At 66.1% G+C, this 18,712-nt stretch carries 17 protein-coding genes and 1 pseudogene; 4 read left to right on the top strand and 14 right to left on the bottom strand.

What is annotated here, in order from left to right:
- Positions 1-105 precede the first annotated feature (105 nt).
- Positions 106-459, top strand: coding sequence for a fibronectin type III-like domain-contianing protein (locus HWX03_RS19460; protein ID WP_175872302.1), 354 nt, complete (start codon positions 106-108; stop codon positions 457-459).
- Between the two features lie 155 nt (positions 460-614).
- On the opposite strand, the gene HWX03_RS19455 is transcribed toward HWX03_RS19460, so the two are convergent.
- Genes HWX03_RS19455 through HWX03_RS19440 form a run of 4 tightly spaced genes read right to left on the bottom strand, consistent with a single transcriptional unit; the run spans position 615 to position 5,744 of the window.
- Positions 615-2,873, bottom strand: coding sequence for a molybdopterin cofactor-binding domain-containing protein (locus HWX03_RS19455; protein WP_347879529.1), 2,259 nt, complete (start codon positions 2,871-2,873; stop codon positions 615-617).
- Between the two features lie 11 nt (positions 2,874-2,884).
- Positions 2,885-3,349, bottom strand: a complete 465-nt coding sequence (locus HWX03_RS19450) for a (2Fe-2S)-binding protein (protein ID WP_174387511.1) — start codon at positions 3,347-3,349, stop codon at positions 2,885-2,887.
- Between the two features lie 59 nt (positions 3,350-3,408).
- Positions 3,409-4,776: an MFS transporter gene (locus HWX03_RS19445; protein WP_175872301.1), complete on the bottom strand. Its 1,368-nt coding sequence runs from the start codon at positions 4,774-4,776 to the stop codon at positions 3,409-3,411.
- Complete coding sequence (locus HWX03_RS19440) at positions 4,773-5,744, bottom strand: amidohydrolase family protein (RefSeq protein WP_175821690.1); 972 nt, start codon at positions 5,742-5,744, stop codon at positions 4,773-4,775. Before HWX03_RS19440 ends, HWX03_RS19445 begins: the two co-directional genes overlap by 4 nt.
- A 206-nt stretch (positions 5,745-5,950) precedes the next feature.
- On the opposite strand from HWX03_RS19440, the gene HWX03_RS19435 reads away from it, so the two are divergent.
- Positions 5,951-6,460, top strand: coding sequence for a MarR family transcriptional regulator (locus tag HWX03_RS19435; RefSeq protein WP_174387530.1), 510 nt, complete (start codon positions 5,951-5,953; stop codon positions 6,458-6,460).
- Between the two features lie 172 nt (positions 6,461-6,632).
- Positions 6,633-6,786: pseudogene (locus HWX03_RS36960) on the top strand (GGDEF domain-containing protein); the annotation flags it as partial.
- Between the two features lie 106 nt (positions 6,787-6,892).
- On the opposite strand, the gene HWX03_RS19430 reads toward HWX03_RS36960, so the two are convergent.
- From HWX03_RS19430 to HWX03_RS19415, 4 genes are all read right to left on the bottom strand, one after another.
- Positions 6,893-8,083, bottom strand: a complete 1,191-nt coding sequence (locus HWX03_RS19430; RefSeq protein ID WP_175872300.1) for a M20 aminoacylase family protein — start codon at positions 8,081-8,083, stop codon at positions 6,893-6,895.
- Between the two features lie 84 nt (positions 8,084-8,167).
- Positions 8,168-9,502, bottom strand: a complete 1,335-nt coding sequence (locus tag HWX03_RS19425) for a DUF3100 domain-containing protein (RefSeq protein ID WP_174433842.1) — start codon at positions 9,500-9,502, stop codon at positions 8,168-8,170.
- A gap of 48 nt (positions 9,503-9,550) precedes the next feature.
- The gene (locus tag HWX03_RS19420) at positions 9,551-11,068 is read right to left on the bottom strand and encodes an aldehyde dehydrogenase family protein (protein WP_175872299.1); all 1,518 of its coding nucleotides are present in this window, start codon (positions 11,066-11,068) and stop codon (positions 9,551-9,553) included.
- Positions 11,069-11,122: 54 nt separating this feature from the next.
- Entirely contained in the window at positions 11,123-12,052 is a 930-nt protein-coding gene (locus HWX03_RS19415) for an NAD(P)-dependent oxidoreductase (protein WP_175872298.1), read from the bottom strand.
- Positions 12,053-12,138: 86 nt separating this feature from the next.
- Between HWX03_RS19415 and HWX03_RS19410 the strand changes: the two genes are divergently transcribed.
- Complete coding sequence (locus HWX03_RS19410) at positions 12,139-13,047, top strand: LysR family transcriptional regulator (protein ID WP_175821695.1); 909 nt, start codon at positions 12,139-12,141, stop codon at positions 13,045-13,047.
- Between the two features lie 178 nt (positions 13,048-13,225).
- Here HWX03_RS19410 and HWX03_RS19405 read toward each other — a convergent pair whose 3' ends face one another.
- The 6 genes from HWX03_RS19405 to HWX03_RS19380 form a co-directional block, all read right to left on the bottom strand.
- The gene (locus tag HWX03_RS19405) at positions 13,226-13,630 is read right to left on the bottom strand and encodes a Rap1a/Tai family immunity protein (protein WP_175872297.1); all 405 of its coding nucleotides are present in this window, start codon (positions 13,628-13,630) and stop codon (positions 13,226-13,228) included.
- A 34-nt stretch (positions 13,631-13,664) separates the two neighbouring features.
- Complete coding sequence (locus HWX03_RS19400; RefSeq protein ID WP_175872296.1) at positions 13,665-14,786, bottom strand: DUF1963 domain-containing protein; 1,122 nt, start codon at positions 14,784-14,786, stop codon at positions 13,665-13,667.
- Positions 14,787-14,879: 93 nt separating this feature from the next.
- Positions 14,880-15,974, bottom strand: a complete 1,095-nt coding sequence (locus HWX03_RS19395) for a potassium channel family protein (protein ID WP_175821698.1) — start codon at positions 15,972-15,974, stop codon at positions 14,880-14,882.
- Between the two features lie 61 nt (positions 15,975-16,035).
- Entirely contained in the window at positions 16,036-17,370 is a 1,335-nt protein-coding gene (locus HWX03_RS19390; RefSeq protein WP_175872295.1) for an FAD-binding oxidoreductase, read from the bottom strand.
- 634 nt (positions 17,371-18,004) lie between these two features.
- Complete coding sequence (locus tag HWX03_RS19385) at positions 18,005-18,280, bottom strand: hypothetical protein (protein ID WP_175872294.1); 276 nt, start codon at positions 18,278-18,280, stop codon at positions 18,005-18,007.
- 175 nt (positions 18,281-18,455) lie between these two features.
- On the bottom strand, positions 18,456-18,665 hold the full coding sequence (locus HWX03_RS19380; RefSeq protein ID WP_175872293.1) for a hypothetical protein: 210 nt from the start codon (positions 18,663-18,665) through the stop codon (positions 18,456-18,458).
- Positions 18,666-18,712: the final 47 nt, after the last annotated feature.

Raw genomic sequence — 18,712 nt, 5'->3', positions numbered from 1 at the left:
CGCGACGCTGCCTGCGATCAAATCGGCAGCATGATTGCCTCGGACGTTCCACTTAAAAATCTCAGAAAACTGTCCGAATGAGCGAGGCCACCTCTCGGCTTTGGAATGTCCTATACACAATTCTCCTATTCCGGCTTGCAATGGCACCACGACGGACGCGCTCTGACCGCGGTCTTTACGATCAGCAACACCGGAAAGCGCTCAGGATCCGACGTTGCGCAGCTCTATGTTCGATTGCCTGATACCGCGGGCGAGCCCTGGAAGCGCCTGGTCGGTTGGAAAAGAGTTTCGCTTGCCGCAGGCGAGTCAAAACAGGTTGAGATCACGGTACCTCGGCAGCGATTGGCAATCTGGGATGCGGCGAATCACGGTTGGAGCGTTCCAACCGGGAGGTATGACGTGGTCGTCGGGCCTTCCTACAGCGAGGATGCTCTCGCCGACAGTTTCGCGATTCACTGAGGGCGAGCCGTTGCATCGGGTCACCGACGTCGTGAGGCCGGCCCAATTTCCATCCCGATCTTAGTTGGAAAATTCCGGCTCTTCGGGGCGGGCCGAATCGGCCCGATCGGTGCACTGGCAGGCGAATTCCGCCGTCGCAACGCATGGCTGGCGACTCAAGCCGCGCCGAACGCCGCCTTGACGCGCTGTGGCGTCATCGGCAAATCACGCACGCGGCCGCCTGTCGCTGCGGCTACCGCATTAGCGAGCGCCGCCGCGGCGGGGCCCACCGAGAACTCTCCCGCACCGAGCGACGGCATCTCCGGTCTGTCGATCAGCACGATGTCGACCGGCGGCACGTCCTCGAACGTAAAGATCGGATAGTCGGCCCAGCCGCGCGTCGTGATCTCGCGCCGGTCGAAATTCACGCGCTCCTTGAGCGACCAGCTGAGCGCCTGCAGCGCACCGCCCTCGATCTGGTTTTTCGCGCCATCGGGGTTGATGACACGACCGAGATCGGCCGCAATGGTGACGCGCGTGATCTTCACCACACCGCTCTCGCGCTCCACGTCTACGTCGACGACCACCGCCGCATACGCCTGAATGCTCTTGTAGCGCGAATAGGCGAGACCGCGCCCGCGCCCCGGCGGCAACTTCTCGTCCGCGCGCCAGTTCGCCTTCGCGAGCGCCGCATCGAGCACGGCGAGCGCGCGCGGATCGGTCAGATGCCTGCGTCGGAACGCCGCGGGATCGACATTCGCGATGAGCGCGAGTTCGTCCATGAACGACTCGATTGCGAAGATGTTGCCGAACGCGCCGAGCGTGCGCAGCGAACTCGTGCGAATCGGCGAATCGAGCAACAGATGATTGACGACGCGCTGCCGTGGCAACGCGTACACCGACACCGCATTGCGATCGCCGTTACCGTACGGTTGAGGAATGCGCAGGAACGGGGACGGCGTGAAAGGCTTGTACAGATGCCATGCCGCGAGCAGATTGATGCCGCCGTGCTGACCCGGACGCGCCGCATGCGTGTTGCTCCATACGTCGTACTGCCAGTCGGCGATGCGGCCTTGCGGCGTCAATGCGGCGCGGATGCGCATGGACATGGCCGGACTGATCGGCGCCCACGCAAACTCATCGTCGCGCATCCATTGCAGCTTCACGGGCCGGCCCGCAACCGCGCGGGCGACGAGCGCCGCATCGAGCGCCACGTCGTCCGCGCCGTTGTGGCCGTAGCAGCCCGAACCCGGCACGTGCACCACGTCGACAGAATCGACGGGCATGCCGAGCACCGTCGCAAGATCGCAGCGCAGCGGATACGCACCCTGTGTGTGCGACCACACCGTCATGTGCGCGCCCTTGAACCAGGCGACCGCACAGGAAGGTCCGATCGACGCCTGCGACAGATAAGGCCGAGAATAATTCGCGTCGATCCAGCGAACATCCGAGGGCGCCGGTACGTCCTGACCGGTTGCCGCCGCGACCGTGTCTTCGATGTGCCAGCTGCGCAGCGCGGCCGGCAATGCGTCGACATCGGGAAGATCGGCGTGGGCATCGCTCCAGCGGGCGGTATTCGCGAGCACTGCGCGCGCGGCGATTGCCTGTTCTTCGCGTCCGGCGGCGAGCGCGAGAAAGTCCCCGTCGCGGACCACTGCGACGACGCCCGGCATCGACCGCGCTCTCGCGAGATCGACATCGATCAGATTGGCGCCCGCGCGAGGCGGCCGCACGACGCGGCCGAACAGCATGCCGGGCAAGCGCATGTCCTGCACGAAGGCAGCCTCGCCCGTGAACTTTGCCGGCAGATCGATGCGCGCAATGGAATGGCCAATCAACCGGTAGTCGGTGGGCCGCTTGAGGGGCGCATCGGCTGTCACCGCGCCCTCCAGCAGCGATCTTGCGCCGCGCGCGAGATCGCCGTAGCGTACGGTGCGGCCATCAGGCGCGTAGATTACGCCGGCACGCACAGTGAGCCCATCCGCTGGAACGCCGAGTTGCCGTGCCGCAGTGCCGACGAGCACCGCGCGCGCCTGCGCGCTGGCAGCCTGCAATGCCGCGCCGCTTTGTTCGACGGACTGACTGCCATATGTATAGCCCTCGTTCGGGCCTCGCGACGTGTCGGCAGAAACGATCGATACGCTCGCAAAGTCGACGTCCATTTGTTCCGCGGCGATTTGCGTCAGCGCGGTGAGGATGCCCTGTCCGAGTTCAGCCTTGCCGGTGAACACGGTCACATGCCCTCGTTCGTCGACGCGAATCCAGCCGTCGAGCCGCGGGTTCTCACGAAAGCTGGCCGGCAGCGGTGCCTTCTGCACGGTCTGCAGAGGCGTTTGCGCACGCGCAGCAAACGGCGCAAGGGAGAACAACGCCACCAACGCGCCCGCCTGTTGACCGAAGCGGCGGCGCGGCGCTGAAAATTCCGGGGATCGCATTGCTCTGGCTTTCATGAACGCATCGCCTCCGCGGCGCGCAGCACGGCGCGCACGATCCGATTGTGCGCGCCGCAACGACACTTCTGGCCCGCCAGTGCGCTGCGCACGGCCGTCTCGTCTGCGTGCGGGTTCGCGTCCAGCAATGCCTTGGCCGCCATCAGCATGCCGCTCGAACAGTAGCCGCACTGCGCCGCCTGTTCGTCGAGGAAGGCCTGCTGCAACGGGTGCAAATGCCCTGGCGAGCCGAGCCCCTCGACGGTCGTGACCGACTGCCCGCGCAACGCGCCGACCGGAAATACACACGACCGCACCGGCGTCTCGCCGAGCATGACCGTACACGCGCCGCATTGCGCCTGTCCGCAGCCGAACTTGGCGCCGTTCAGCCCCAGATCATTGCGTAGTACATAAAGCAGAGGTGTGTCGGGCGACGCGGGGACGGTGCGCCGTTGCCGGTTCACCAGCAGCGAAATCGTCATCTGAATACTCCAGTGGTACAGCAGAAAACACGACGGCCGCGCCAGTGGCGCATTCGGGATCAGGCGGCTTCCGTCGATGGCTTGCGCGTCGGCGCGAGGCGGCGCTCGCGCGACATGGCGTACAACATCACGGCCGACAGGAGCGCCGGGACGGCCGCCGCGCAGAACAGTTGCTGCGCGCTCCAGTGCAGTTGCATCAGCGCACCCGCCACGATCGGTCCGACGATCGACCCGGCGCGGCCGATGCCGAGGCTCCAGCCGACTCCGGTCGCGCGCAGCGTCACCGGATAGAGCGCCGCGGAAAGCGCGTTGTTCGCGGGTTGTCCGCCGACGATCGTGAAACCACTCGCCGCGACGACCGCCAGCAGCATCGCGAGCGAGACAGCGGCGACGTGGCTGATGGACAGGATCGTGACGGTCGCGACCAGATACGCCGGTACGAGCACGCGAAAGAAGCCCCAACGGTCGATCAGCGGCCCCATGACAAGCGTGCCGATCACGCCGCCGACCTGCAACGTCGTGCCGATGACAGCCGCCTCGGCGAGGCCGTAGCCGAAGTCGATTGCAAGGGTCGGCAGCCAGTTCGCCAGGAAGAACAGGTTCAGCAGGTTCATGAAGTTGACGCCCCACGCAAGCACCGTGACGCGTGCTCGACCGTCGGCGAAGAGCGCGGCGACGGCGTTTCCGTCGTGGGTGCGCGCCGGCGCGATGAAGCGCGTGTGCGCCGCCACGTGTACGGCAGGCGCGACGCGTTGCAACAACACGCCGATACGTTCGGCATGTGCACCGCGCGCGATCAGGAATTGCATCGACTCGGGCAGAGCAAACATCATTGCCGCGGCGATCAGCAGCGGCACCACACCGCCGAGCGCAAACACCGCGCGCCAGCCGGCAAGCGGAATCAATACCGCCGACACGACGCCGCCGAACACCGCACCGAGCGTGAAGCCGCACGACACCCACATCGTCAACGTCGCGCGCTTGCGCGCCGGGCTGTACTCGCTCACGAGCGCAACGGCGTTTCCCATGATTCCGCCGAGACCGCAGCCGGTCAGGAAGCGCAACGCGAGCAGATGCGCGAGCGAGCCCGCGAACGCGGTTGCGATCATCATCGCGCCGACGAACGCCGTGCAGCCGAGCAGCACGGGGCGACGACCGACACGATCAGCGAGGGGCCCCATCGCGAGCGCGCCGATCAGCATGCCGACGAGGCTCGCGCCGAATACCGGCCCCATCGCCGCGCGCGACACGTGCCACGATGCGATCAACGCCGGGGCGACGAACCCCATCGACTGCACGTCGTATCCGTCGATCACCACGCACAGTGCGATCAATGCCATCAGCCGCTTCTGGAAAGCGCCGACGGGCTGCGCGTCGATGGTGGCCGCGACGTCGATTGCGTCCGGCTTTTGCGCGTATATGCTCATGCAAGACCAAACAATCGGCGCGCGTTGTCCCGGCCGATCTTGCGCCGGTCGTTCTCGCTGATTTCGCAGCGATCGAACCAGCGCGCCGCGTCCTCGTGCTTCTCGAACGGGTAGTCGACCGAGTACATGATCCTGTCGCTGCCGACCTCGAGCATCGTCGAAAGAAGGGTCGGCGTACGGAAATTGCCGCTTGTCGTGATGTACACGTTCTCGCGCAGGTAGTCGCCGATCTCACGTTCGCACGGCATGCCGCGGCGGCCTTTGCGCAGGATGTGATCGACGCGCCAGACGTTGAACGGGATGCCTTCGCCGAAATGTCCGAGGATCATCTGCAACCGCGGATGACGGTCGAAGAGCCCGCTCGACAGCAGGCGCAGCGCATGCATGCTGGTTTCCGCCGCGAATGCCCACGTCGGCCCGGTCAACCAGTGCGCGCCGTCGAACACCTTCGCGTGCGCCAGAAGCGGATCGCGCGGATGCATGTAGAACGGCCGGTTCAGCGCAGCGGCGCGCGCCCAGAATCCGTCGAAGCGCGGATCGTCGTAGTAGACGGCCGTGTCCGTGTCGCCGACCTGCGAAAAACCGTTGACGAGAAAGCCGTGAAACCCCAGCTCGTTCACGCAGCGTTCGAGTTCCCGAGCGGCGAGTTCGGGATCCTGCATCGGCAACGCGGCAAAGCCGCCGAAGCGCGTCGGGTGACGGCCGATCTGTTCGGCGAGAACGTCGTTGGCGCGGCGCGCGACATCGTTGGCACGGCCGGCATCCGGAATCGCCTGCACCGCGGGCGAATTCAACGACAGGATCGAATACGCGGTGCCCCACTCTTCCATCTGCTCGAGGCGCTGCTGCTCGAAGTCGAGCAGGTTTGCGCGCAGCGTCGTCCATACCTCCGGACGCGCATAGACCTGCGAATCGCCGATGGTCTGCTCGATGGCGAAGTGTTCTTCCAGCGCGATCTTGTCTTTCATGGCATGCGTCCACGGAAATTTACTTGAAAAATCATCTAAACTGCTGGCGAGTATATACTTGATTTTTCAACTATGCACTGGGGACTACCCGAACGGCATCACGCTGGACCAGATCATTTCTCCCTGAATGAAGACAGGATATCCGTGAGAACGGCCGCGTCGGCGACGGCGGTATATACTTGAGCCTTCAACTATTAAGCCGCATGATGGACATGAAGAAACCGAACCCGCCGCTCATCGAACACGATCTCGAACGCGCCATTCCGTACCTGGTCGCGCGCGCGGGCAGTCGGATGGGCAGTTCGTTCTCGAAAGTGCTGCGCGGCTACGGTCTGTCGCTTAGCGAATGGCGCGTGTGCGCGTCGCTCGGTCATCGCCCGCATCAACGCCTGTCGGAGCTGGTCGACCGTGCCTGCGTCGACATGTCGGCGCTGTCGCGGATCGTCGATCGCCTCATCGCGCAAGGCTTGGTGCTGCGCGAGAAAAGTTCGTCGGATGGGCGCGCCGTGCAGCTATCGCTCACCGCCGAGGGCGCGAAGCTGACACGCAAGATCGTGCCGCTCGCGAAGCACTTCGAGGTCACGGCGCTGAACTGCTTCAGTCAGGTGGAAATCGACTTTCTGCGCGATCTGCTGGAGCGCCTGTATGCGAACGCCGAGTCGCTCGAGCATTTCACCGAGGTTCCGATGGAAACGGCTGCAGAGTCGAACCGATAGCCTCGACTTCCCCGCGAACGCCGCCGCGCTCACTGCCCGCGTCTTCAGAAGCAGTGCGTGAGATATGACGATATGCGGTCGACGAATGTCCGGACAGGCGCTTGAACGCGTTACTGAATGCGCTTACGGACGAATAGCCGAGTGACGGAACTCATCGCATGCGTCATCGGCCGTCAGCATCGGCTGCGCCACGGGCCATCGCGCCTGCCCGCAATCGGTACAGGCACTTTCGCATCAGGCTGACATGGCGCTCTATCGCGCGAAGCGCGAAAGGTCAAACTCGGGGTTGTTGCGCGGAAGCTGAACCGTTCGTAGGCTCGGCGTGATCGGCTCCGGTCGAATCAAGATTTTCCAACGAGCGCCACCCATACCGAGATCACCCCGGCGGCGCTCGTTCATCACGAACTGACACGAAAAGTTGGCGCCGCCTCCCTACCGCCCCAAAATCCGCTCCACCAACCTCACGAAATAACTCGCGCCCACCGGCAGCAACGCATCGTTGAAGTCATAACTGGCGTTATGCAGCAGGCAAGGCCCGCCGCCATGCCCATGCACGCGATGATCGCCCACTCCATTCCCGAGGAACGCATAGCAACCCGGCTTCTCTCGCAGCATGAACGAGAAATCCTCCGCCGCCATGGTCGGATCGACGGCCGCATTCACATGCGCGTCGCCCACCAGTTCGCGCATCGCCGCCACCGCGACCGCTGTCTGTTCGGCGTCGTTCACGGTAGCCGGATACTGGCGCTGGAAATCCACCTCGCTCTCGCAGTCGAAGGCCGCGGCCGTCGCGGCCACCACGGCGCGCATGCGCGTCTCGATCAGGTCGAGCGTCGCATCGGAGAAGGTCCGCACCGTGCCGCCGAGCCAGGCATCGGTCGGCACCACATTCATCGCCTCGCCCGCATGCACCTGCGTGACCGACAGCACCGCGCCGTCGATCGGATTACGGTTGCGCGTGACGATCCCCTGCAGGGCGCTCAGCACCTGTCCCGCCGCGAACACCGGATCGCGGCCCAGGTGCGGCATGGCCGCGTGGCAGCCGGCACCGCGCAAGTCGATCCGGAACAGGCTGGTCGAGGCCATCAGCGGCCCCGGCCGCACCGCGAAATCGCCGGCCGCGATGCCGGGCCAGTTGTGCAGCCCGAACACGGCATCCACCGGGAAACGCTCGAACAGGCCGTCCTCGATCATCGCGCGCGCGCCGCCGCCCGACTCCTCGGCCGGCTGGAAGAACAACTGCACGGTGCCGTCGAACTCGCCATGCCGCGCCAGATGGCGCGCGGCCCCCAGCAGCATGGCGGTGTGCCCGTCGTGGCCGCACGCGTGCATCGCGCCGGGCACCGTCGAACGATGCGCAAAGGTGTTGGCCTCCTGCACGGGCAGCGCATCCATGTCGGCGCGCAGGCCGATCGCGCGCGCGCTGCCGCCGCGCTTCAAGGTGCCCACCACGCCGGTGCGGCCGACGCCGCGCGTGACGGCGTAACCCCATTGCTCGAGCCGCTCGGCGACGAGTTCGGCGGTGCGGAACACGTCGTAGCCCACCTCGGGATGGGCATGGATATCACGGCGTATCGCCGTCAGTTCGTCGGCGTGCGCGACGATGGAATCGATCAGTTTCATGCGGATGGGAACGCGCTTGTCGGTCGTCGCGGCACGGCGGCGGGCCGGTTCATGCCGCCCGCCGCCGCGCCGCGAGAGGAGAGATCAGATATGGAACAGCTGCGCCACCAGGGTCGCGCCGATGAAGGTGCCGGCATTGGCCACGAAGGACACCAGCACGATGCGCCAGCCGAGCCGGCGGAAAGCCGGGATGTCCTTGGCGATCGACAGCCCCGCGAACACCAGCATCGGCGTGGTCACCCCGAGGAAATCGTTGTGCGAGCTGAGCGCGGCGATCTGCGAAGCCCACGGGCACCACGGCGAGGTCAGGAACATCGCCACCACCGATACCCAGCAGACCGCCGGAATCCGCCGCCCCGTCACGCGCGCCAGCGCATCGCCGACGATCGTCGCGCACACCATGATCGCGATTCCCGGCAGCCCCGCCAGCGGTGTGGTGCCGTGGGTGATCCAGTCGCACACCAGCGCCATCGCGGCCGTCACGATCCAGGCCAGCAGCTTGCCGCCGTAGCCGAGCGCGGGCGCCTCGGTCCGCACTTCGCCCAGCGACGGGCTGGCCGCCTCGGGCTGCGCCGATGCCTTGGTGGTGCGGCCGATCAGCGGCTCCAGCACGCGATAGCCCCAGACCGCGAGCGGCAGCGAGATGAACAGCGTGAAGTAGGTACCGATGGTGGTGGTGATCAGGTTGCTGGCCGCGGCGAACGCGAGCACCGATTTCGCCGTCTCCGGGTCCTGCTGCGCGGCGATCGCGCCCGAGGCGGCCGCCATCATGCTGCCCGAGCCGACGCCCGAACCCATCGCCAGCGCGAGCGGATCGAAGATGCCGAGGCTGCTCACGAAACCCGCGAACACGGCGATGAACACCGCACCGAACACGGTGCCGGTCAGGTACTCGGCCAGCACGCCGCGGCCCTCGGCCGAATCCATGCCGTACTTCTCGCCGATGATCGCCAGGCTCGGCTCGCGGCCCACCGAGAAGGTTGCGCCAATCGCCTCGCGCTTGATGCCGAGCAGCAACGCGAGCGGCAGGCCGAGCAGGATGGTGCCGACGAAGTGGCCGAATTCCTGGAAGGCCAGCGCCCAGCCCGCCGAAGCCAGCTTGGGCAGCGCGCTGCCCACCATCAGCCCGAGCTTGGAGACGAACAGCAGCAGCGCCGGCTGCAGGATCGCGGCCGCGAAGAACTGGTCGGGCACGCTCAGGCGCGCGCTGCTGTTCCAGCGCGCGCTGGCCAGCCCCACCGCGGCGCCGAGCAGCAGCGCCCAGATCATCGGCAGCAGCACGACCTTGCCCGGTCCGAGCTTGAACGTGAACGAGCCGATCCATTCGGCGACCAGCAGGATGCCGGCCGCGTAAAGCAGGACCTTGGCGGTGGCCGCGCCGCCAAGCTCGCGGCGCTCGATACCCAGTGCGTGTTCCATGACGAGTCTCCCCTTGAAGCCCGGCTGCCGTCGAATGCGGGCCGGTAGTTACAGATAACCGAACGCGGTGGGCGGCGCTTCGGCCGTCTCGACCCACACGCTCTTGGTCTGCGTGTATTCGTACAGCGCCTCGACCCCGCTCGAGCGGCCGTAGCCGCTCATGCCGTAGCCGCCGAACGGGGAAGCCACGTTGATGGTCTTGTAGCCGTTGACCCAGAAGGTGCCGGCATTCACCTGCGCGGCCACGCGATGCGCGCGCGCCACGTCGGTGGTCCAGGCCGCGCCGGCCAGGCCGAAGTCGGTGTCGTTGGCGATCGCGATCGCCTCCTCCTCGGTGTCGAACGGGATGGCGGCCACCACCGGCCCGAAGATCTCGGTGCGCGCCACCTCCATCGCGTTCGACACGCCGGCGAGCACGGTGGGTGCCACGAAGTAGCCGCCGCGGCTCTCCCCGACTCGCTCGGCCGAGCCGCAGGCGAGCGTGGCGCCAGCCTCCACCCCGCGCGCAATCATCGACATCACGTGGTCGTACTGCTTGCGATTGTTGATCGGGCCCACCTCGGTCGCATCGTCGAGGGGCGCGCCGACACGGATCTTCTTCGCCCCGGCAGCCACCATCGCGACGAATTCGTCGTAGACGGCGCGCTGCACCAGCAGACGCGAGCCGGCCACGCAGCTCTGGCCCGCGCCGGCGAAGATCGCCGCCTGGGCGGTCAGCGCGGCGCGCTTGAGGTCGGCATCGGCGAACACGATATTGGCCGACTTGCCGCCCAGCTCCAGCACGCAGGGCAGCACGCGGCGCGCGGCGGCCTCGGCGATGCGCGCGCCGGTGGCCGGCGAGCCGACGAACACCACCTTGCTCACCACGCGATGCGCGATCGCGGCCTGTCCGGCGGTGTGACCGAAGCCGGCCAGCACGTTGACCAGGCCGCGCGGCAGCCCGGCCCGCTCGCCGAGTCTGGCGACCGCCAGCGAGGTGAAGGGCGTCAGCTCCGAGGGCTTGAGCAGCACGCCGTTGCCCATCGCCACCGCGGGCGCCACCTGCCAGCCGCAGGTGAACACCGGCGCGTTCCAGGGCGTGATCTGCAGCACCACGCCGGCCGGCTCGCGGCGCGTGTAGTTGAGGTGCGAGGTCGGCACCGGGATCACGCTGCCGTAGAACTTGTCGGTCCAGCCCGCGTAGTACTCGAACATCTCGGCGACCTTGGCCACCTCGCCCCGGCAGTCGCGGATCGGCTTGCCCGAGCCCAGCGCCTCCAGCCGCGCGATCGCCTCGGCCTCGGCGCGGATCGCGCGCGCCACCTCCTGCATCACGCGGCCGCGCGCGGCATGCGTGAGCGCCCACCATTCGCGCTGCGCGCGGCGCGCGCTTTCGGCGGCATGGTCGATCACGGCTGCGCCGGCGTCGCGATAGGCAAGCGTGGCCTCGCCCGTCGCCGCATCGTCAAGCTGGATCGTATCGCCCTGGCCGGCGACGAGCTCGCCGTCGATATACGAGCCGATCGTGGCGGCACCGGGGAAGAAATGCGCGAAGGCGGCGAGCAACTGGTCTGCGTGCTGGGTCATGTCGGGTTTCCGTATAGGTGGGTCGAGCGGGATCGTGACGCGGGCTGCCCGGCCTCAGGCAGGGTCGACGAAGTCGACGATGCGGTTGAAGTCCTCGCCGTCGGCGACGGATACCTCGCTGGCGGCCCACACGCGCGCCGCCTCGCGCGCCACCGGCGCGACGCTGTCGAACTGGTCGAGCAGCCCCAGCGCGAGCCGCACGTCCTTGCGCATCAGCTTCATGGTGAAACCGGAATCGAACTTGCCGTTGAAGATCCACGTCGGGTAGTTGGTCAGCGTCGCGCTGTTGCGGCCCGAGCCGCCGTTGAGCGCCTCGACCAGCTTTTCCGGATCGACGCCGGCCGCGCGCGCGGTGCGCACCGCCTCGCTGGCGGCCAGCAGGTGCACGCCGGTCAGCAGATTGTTGAGCAGCTTGGTGACGTGGCCGGCGCCCACCGGGCCCACATGCACGCGCTTGGCGCTGATCACCGCGAGGATCGGCTCGATGGCCGCGATATCGCTGCCCGAGCCGCCCAGCACCATGGTCATGGTGGCGCTGGCCGCGCCCTTCGGGCCGCCGCTCACCGGGCCGTCGACGAAACCGATGCCGCGCTCGGCCAGGGCCGCCGCCACGCGCCGCGTGCTGTCCGGATCGGCCGTGGTGGTGTCGATCACGATGCTGCCCGGCCTCGCGTTCTCGAGCACGCCGCCCGCGCCCAGCACCACCGCCTCCACCACCGCCGAGGTCGGCAGCGACAGCAGCAGCACGTCGGCGTCGCGCGCGATCTCGGCCACCGAATCGCGCGCCGACAGCACCGCCTGCCCGGCCAGCGCGAGCGCCACGCCGGGCGCCGCGTCGTAGCCGAGCACCGTATAGCCGCCGCGCCGCAGTGAACCCGCCATGCCGCGCCCCATGTTGCCCAGACCGATCACGCCCACCGTTTTCATCCGACGACTCCTGATAGCTGTTGGTTCGAGGCCGGCGCGCCAGCTTGCGCCCGCCATGCATGACAACGATGTTCGGTCCGGCGATCCGTATAATCAATCAACGCCAATATTGATATTGTTCTCTTTTTTAGAACACCCAGATCATGAGCGATACCCTCACCGACAGCCGGATCGTCTATTTCTACGAGGCCGTGCGCTGCGGCACGATCCGCGCCGCGGCCGACTGGCTCGACGTGGCGCCCTCGGCCGTAAGCCGCCAGATCGGGCTGCTGGAGAAGGAGCTCGACGCCACCCTGGTGGAGCGCCACGCGCGCGGCGTGACGCCCACCGAGGCGGGACGCTGCGTGATCGAGTATTTCCGCGAGCAGCTCGCGCACCGCGACGACCTGATCTCGCGCCTGCAGGAGCTGCGCGGGCTCAAGACCGGCCAGGTCAGCCTGGTGCTCGGCGAGGGTTTCGTCTCGGACCTGCTGGCCGGGCCAATGCAGCAGTTCTGCCGGCAGTTCCCCGGGATCCGCGTCAACCTCGACGTGGGCAGCACCAACGACGTGATCCGAAAAATCTCGAACGACGAGGGCGAGATCGGCCTGGTCTACAACCCGCCCGCCGAGCCCAAGCTGGTGTCGCGCGCCTCGAAGCGGCAGCCGATGATGGCAATCGTCGGCCCCGACTTCCCGCGCCGCAGCCACAAGGTGCTGACGGTGCAGCAGCTCGCCACCTACCCGATGGCGGCCACCCACCCGTCCTACGGCACGCGACAGATGATGGAGGCGGTGGAATACGCCGAGCGCGTACGGCTCGCGCCGATCATCACCACCAATTCCTTCGCGATCCTGAAGGAATTCGTGAAATCCGGGCTCGGCATCTCGGTGATGCCGGCCTTCGCGGTGACGGCCGAACTGCAGGCCAGGGAGTTGTTCGCGATCGAGATCGCGCATCCGATCCTCGAGAACGCCGAGGCGCACATGGTCACGCGCGTGGGCCGCAAGCTCTCGGTGGCTGCCAACAAGATGCTGCAGATGATGACGGGGCAGATGCGGGCGTTCCGCTAGCGGGGCCTGCCCTGGCCCGTGCTCCTGCCCGCGACGCGAGTTCACCTTCGAAACAACGAGAAGGTTAACAGGGACGATCGAAAGTAAACAACCCCGAGCGTCATTTTGTTGAGGCTTCCTAGCCCTGACGTCCAGGTCATGGCCGGCCCCGTGACCGGACAGGTGCCGGCCACGCTTCTTACCGCCTGCAGGGGTAAGCAGTCTTCAATGCCTGTGTGATCATGGTCGCAGCCGGGGCGTCCAGGTCGCGCGATGGAAGCTTGGTCAGATACCCGTAGGTCGCGACAACCAGCTCGGTTGTTGCCATCTTGGGCGGCGGGCACCATGCCTTACCGGCGGTCGTGTCGGCCACTCCGTAGATAAAACTCGTGGCCCTGTTCGTCGAGATGGTTCGTTGCCTCACCTCTCCTTCTTCGGCGCCTGCCAGCGTGCCATTGTCGATTCCGGAGAGCAGAGCCTCTGCCGTTAAAGGACGATAAACGTCTGCGGATGGCGTTGCCGCCCTTGCCTGCGTAATCGAAACGAATCCACTGAACGTAGTTGCGGCCACCATCGCTACAAATAGTCGAGTGTACCAACGCATCGGATCTCCTATTGGGTGAGAGGTGGATTTGGGGTTAGTCGCACTGATAGAGCGATTGCGCCTTGTCGAACCGATGACTCAGCAGATCCTCGCGATGAATCATAAGGTAGGTGGTCCCGTCTCCACCGGAGGGCGCGTGCATCCGCCGGGTGCCTGCGTAGTATTCGCCGCCCCAGGAAAAGAGGTGACGAATCCTGTCGTCCCCGGGGTTGAGAAAACTGTGCGCATCCCCGATGAACATGCGTTCCGGATCGGCCTGGATCGGCTTCGGCCAGCCGCCGAGGCGGTCGCCGAAATTGCCGGCCTGCTCGCCTTCGATGACATCCGGCTGGGGGAAATGGCCGCCGACAGGCCTGTGCAGGAAATCGAATACCGCGTTTCGCCGGGGGCCGCCGGCCTCGATCCAGTGAAAAGGCACGACCAACGTGGAATGTGGCTGCAATACTTCCGCCATCGTCTGTTCGTGCCAAGGAAAATCCGGTTGCCGGGCGTCGGACAATTCGATCAACGTCGCGGGGGGCGCTTGGCGCTCAAGCGTCTCGGCGGCGACGTCGAACCAATGCAACTGGAACGAGCCGTCGCCATCGCGAGCCGTCAGATCCTCGAACAGGCTGAGAACGCCGCGCCGAGGTAAATCACCGTCGAAGCCTGATTCATTCGACAAAGCGCCGAGGTTGATCTGTGCAAGAAAAGCCAGCGGGAATTCGCGGCCCAAAGCAACTGCCATCAGGTCGTCGTAACGATCCTCTTGAGCCTGGATGGCCCTGAGCTTGTCTGGATCGGGGCGGCTGGCTTCTATCGAGCGAAGCCACGCATCCCGCTCGTGTTCCGACAGCAAGACCAGGAGGTCGTCACTGGGCCGTTGCGATCTGGACGAGGCCGAGCGCTCCCGGTGGCGAATGCGCTGTTCGCGCAATGCCCGAATCCGTGTATCGGCATCCGCCGGCGATCGCCGGTGTGGCCACGCGAAGCCCGGTGGCAGATCGGGAAGGCCGCCGATCTTGCTCGTGCCAGGCGGCAGTGCGTCGTCGGGCTGCTGTCGGCGAACGAACTGAATGGCGGGACGCATCGTCGCCACGATCCGGTCCGCCAACGCGTCCAATCCGGCCTCGCTCAATGCGTGCCGAAGATCTTGTTCGGTGCGGAATGTGCTCATCCGATAATCCTTTCTATAGCCGGCCAAAAGTTGAGTCAGTGGTCGCTCGTAGCCGGCGCAGCCAGATCTTTCGCTTCGAACAGGCTATCGCCCTCAAACATCCGGATCCGGAATCCGCGCCGACTGAATCACCACCAGCGTATCGCCCGCCTCGATCCTGCACGGCGGATCCTCGTAAAACGAATAGATCTTCCCGCAGCGATCGAGCCCGACCACGATCGCGCCCGGCACGACGTTCGTCAGGCAGCCGATTTCATGCGGCAACGCCTCGCGCTCCAGCAGCGTCGCGCGACCGCGCGTCGACAGCATGTCGTTCACGAACGGCACGATGTAGCGGCTATAGACCGCATCCGCCAGCAACAGCGCGCCGATCTTCGTCGACGACACGATCACGTCCGCGCCGGCCTGCCGCAATTGCCGCTGGTACAGGTTCTCCTGGATCCGCACGACGATCTTCGTATCGGGCGCGATGCTGCGCACCGACAGCGTCAGCAGGATCGCGGTCGGATCGTCGGTCACCGAAATGATCACGGCCTTCGCCGCGCGCACCTGCGCCTGCTGCAGCAGATCCTCGTGCGCCGGATCGCCGAGCAATCCCGTCACGCCGAGCGACGTCGCCGCCTCGAGGGCCTGCTGCTGCGAATCGATCACGATGATCGCCGCCGGATCGACGCCGCTCTCCAGCAACTCGCGCACCGCGATCGACCCCGACAGGCCATAACCGCACACGACGATGTGATCGGACAGTTGCTTCTGCAGGCGTTTCATGCGGAATTCCTCGACGACGCGCTGGATCACGAACTGATACGCCGTGCCCAGGAAAATGAACCAGATGCCGATGCGGATCGGCACGATGAAGAATGCATCGAGCAGGCGCGCCCGCGCCGTGACGGGCACGATATCGCCGTAGCCGACCGTCGCGACCGTGACCATCGTGAAGTACACGAGATCGGCCACGGTCATCGGCGTGCTCTTGGTCGAATCGCGCAGGCCGTCTCGATCGAGATACAGCACGAGAAACGCAAGCGTGCACAACAGCACGACCGCGCCGAGACGGAACAGCAGCGTGCGGTGCGGCGATGTCGCGGGGCGCGTGAACAGCGTGCGCGTACGCGGCGCCTGCCACGGATTGCGGGCGCGACGCAGGCGCTGGCGCAACGAGCGGCGCTGATCGGATGGCGTTGCCAACGGAAAGTCTCCTGAAGGATGCGGGCTCGATTCTACGACGGGAACGCATGCACCCGGCCAGTCACAGCATGCTGCGCGGCCGCACCATCGTCCCGTCGACGAAACGCCGCGCGCGAAACGCCGACAGGTCGAGCGACGGCGCGCCCGTGTCGATCCATTCGGCGAGCAGCCGGCCGACGATCGGCCCCATCGCGAAACCGTGCCCGCAGAACCCTGTCGCAATCGCGAGCCCCGACGGCGTGGCGGGCGCATCGATCACCGGAATGCCGTCGGGCAGTACGTCGATCAGGCCGGCCCACGCCTCGACGACCTGCGCATCCTTCAGCGCGGGAAAGATCGCCTTGAGCTTCGCGAGCGCGCGCGGCGCATGCGCGCGATTCGGCTGCGGCTGCGGATCGCGCGGCTCGATCGGCCCGGTCGCGCCGTTGATGCGTGCGAGCACGTCGCGCCAGACGGACGCATTCAGGTGCAGCCGGAATTTGTCGCGCTGCGACCAGAATTCCGGCCAGAAGAGGCTCAATCCACGCAGGTGGCCGAGCGTCAGATCGACGTCGACCTGCATGTCGTCGGCGAGATTGATCGCGCCGTTCTTGCGCTGCCGGATGCCTAGACCATGGCCCCACACCGTCGCCGCGGACACCGGTGGAACCACGTTGGTGCGCATGCAGGTGCCGCGCACGGCCTGCTGCGGCAGCCGGATGCCGACGCCGTCGAGCAGCCGGAAACTGGTCGCGCCGGCCGCGCAGATCACGCGCCGCGTGCGGATCGTGCCGCGTTCGGTCGCGACACCGACGACCGCGCCGCCCGCCGTCTCGATCGCGGTCACGCCGCAGCCTTCGAAGAAACGCGCGCCGGCCTCGGTCGCGCGCGCCGCGAATGCGGCAGCCACGCGACGCGGCTCGGCCTGCCCGTCGGTCGCCGTATACAAGCCGCCGAGCGTACGCGCCTGCGTCGACAGCCCGTTCACGCGTTCGTCGATCTGCGCGCGCGTCAGCGTGCGCGTGTCGAGCCCGTGCTCGCGCGCGACGGCGAGCCATGCCTGGAACGACGCCCAGCCGTCTTCGTTGTCCGCCATGTAGAGGCAGCCGCCCTGCCGCCATTCGAGATCGAAGCCGAGTTGTTGCTCCAGGCCCTCCCAGATTCGCATGCCGGCCATCATCAGCGGCACTTCGGCGGATTCGCGCCCCTGCTGTCGCACGAAGCCCCACGCGCGCGTCGATTGCTGACCGGCGATGCGCGACTTGTCGAGCACGACGGCTTTCAGGCCGCGCAGGCCGAGGTAGTAAGCGGCCGCGCAGCCCATGATGCCGGCGCCGGCGATCACGACGTCGGCTTCAGGCGGAAACGCCGTATCGGCGTGGCTCAATGCGTCGTGCAGCGGATAGGTGGTGGTCATTGTTTTGTGTCGGGTGTCGATGCATGACCGGCAAAGCTTATCGCGGCCACGTCGCCGCATGAAGCGATAAATTGCGGAAACCGGTCATTCGGCCATCTCTTCCGCGTCCACCATCGCATTGACGCCGACTGCGGTGACGTGGCCTGCCGAAGCCACGGCGCCGGAACCGCGTGTTGCACCGACGGTTGCCGTCGCTTGCGCGTCGATACCGGCAGCGGTGGAATTGTCGGTCGATGCCGGCTCTCCGGCACCCAACGCCGTTGCGGATATTCCATTCGACGATGCGAGGTCGCAGAGCGCAACACGAACTGCTGCGTCGAGAGAGACTCGCCGCCCGACGCGATCGTCTCCTCGCGCATCCGGATTTTTTATCGATCAGGACTGCAAATGTAATGGCAGACAATGCCCGATCGATGCCGGAGCTGTTCGCGCTGGATCAACTCCAGCGGCTGCTGTCCGTCGAGCAGGACGACGGCGCGCCGCCGTTCACGTATATGCCGACGTAGCGCGAACGCGCAATCAATGCGCGTCGGCTCGACGGCGTCGACGGCGACATGTCGAACGCTCGATAAACCACGCGGCCATTCAGCCAGGGCTTCGCGGTCTGCACGGGGGCACCGCTACGCCAGCGTCCTCAGTGCGAATAGCGCGTTTGAGTACCTGCCGTGCGTTCGAACGGCTGCAGCCTCGCAAGCTGCTCGATCGACATCGAGACGACTTCGAGAACATGCCGCGCGATTTCGTCGTCGGCCATGCCGGCGTTGACGTACCGCTCGATGCTCATCGTGCGGGGCGGATAGCTGCCGGCTTCATCATCGATGATGTCGATCCTGGCGGTACGCTGCTCGGGCGACAGCACGATCTGGACAGTTTTGCCGTGAACGACGGTCTGCATGCACAAAGTGGACATTCGCAGTCTCCAAATTGCGTTGCCTTCGGACGATCGATATCTCTCAACAGGAGTCGTCAATCTACAAATTTCCCGACGCATTCGCAATATCCAGGCAGGAATTTCCCGTCGTTCGGGGCGCCGTACCGCCGGTCAACCCGATGCCCGCATTGCACGGGCGTGGGCACGCGCCGCGCTACGCATAGCGGCTCAGCCACTCTTCGGAGAATTGTTTCGCGTACGCGACCGCTTCGGCTTCGGTCTCGAATTCACCCAGCTTGCGGAACGCAGCCTCACGGCTGAAACCCACCTTCGTGACCTCGACCTGCGCGGCATATTTGCCGGCCTCCGTCACGCGCGGCTCGCAGTTCATTTCGTATCCGCGCATCAAGAATGTCTTCTGCATCGGTTCAACACTTTTTTGAGACGGCGAAATCGTAGCACCCAGCTGCG

The organism is Burkholderia sp. BCC0397 (assembly GCF_902832865.1).
GTDB lineage: Bacteria > Pseudomonadota > Gammaproteobacteria > Burkholderiales > Burkholderiaceae > Burkholderia.
Note: the sequence above shows the minus strand (reverse complement) of the source record. Positions and strands in the feature narration are given on the sequence as shown.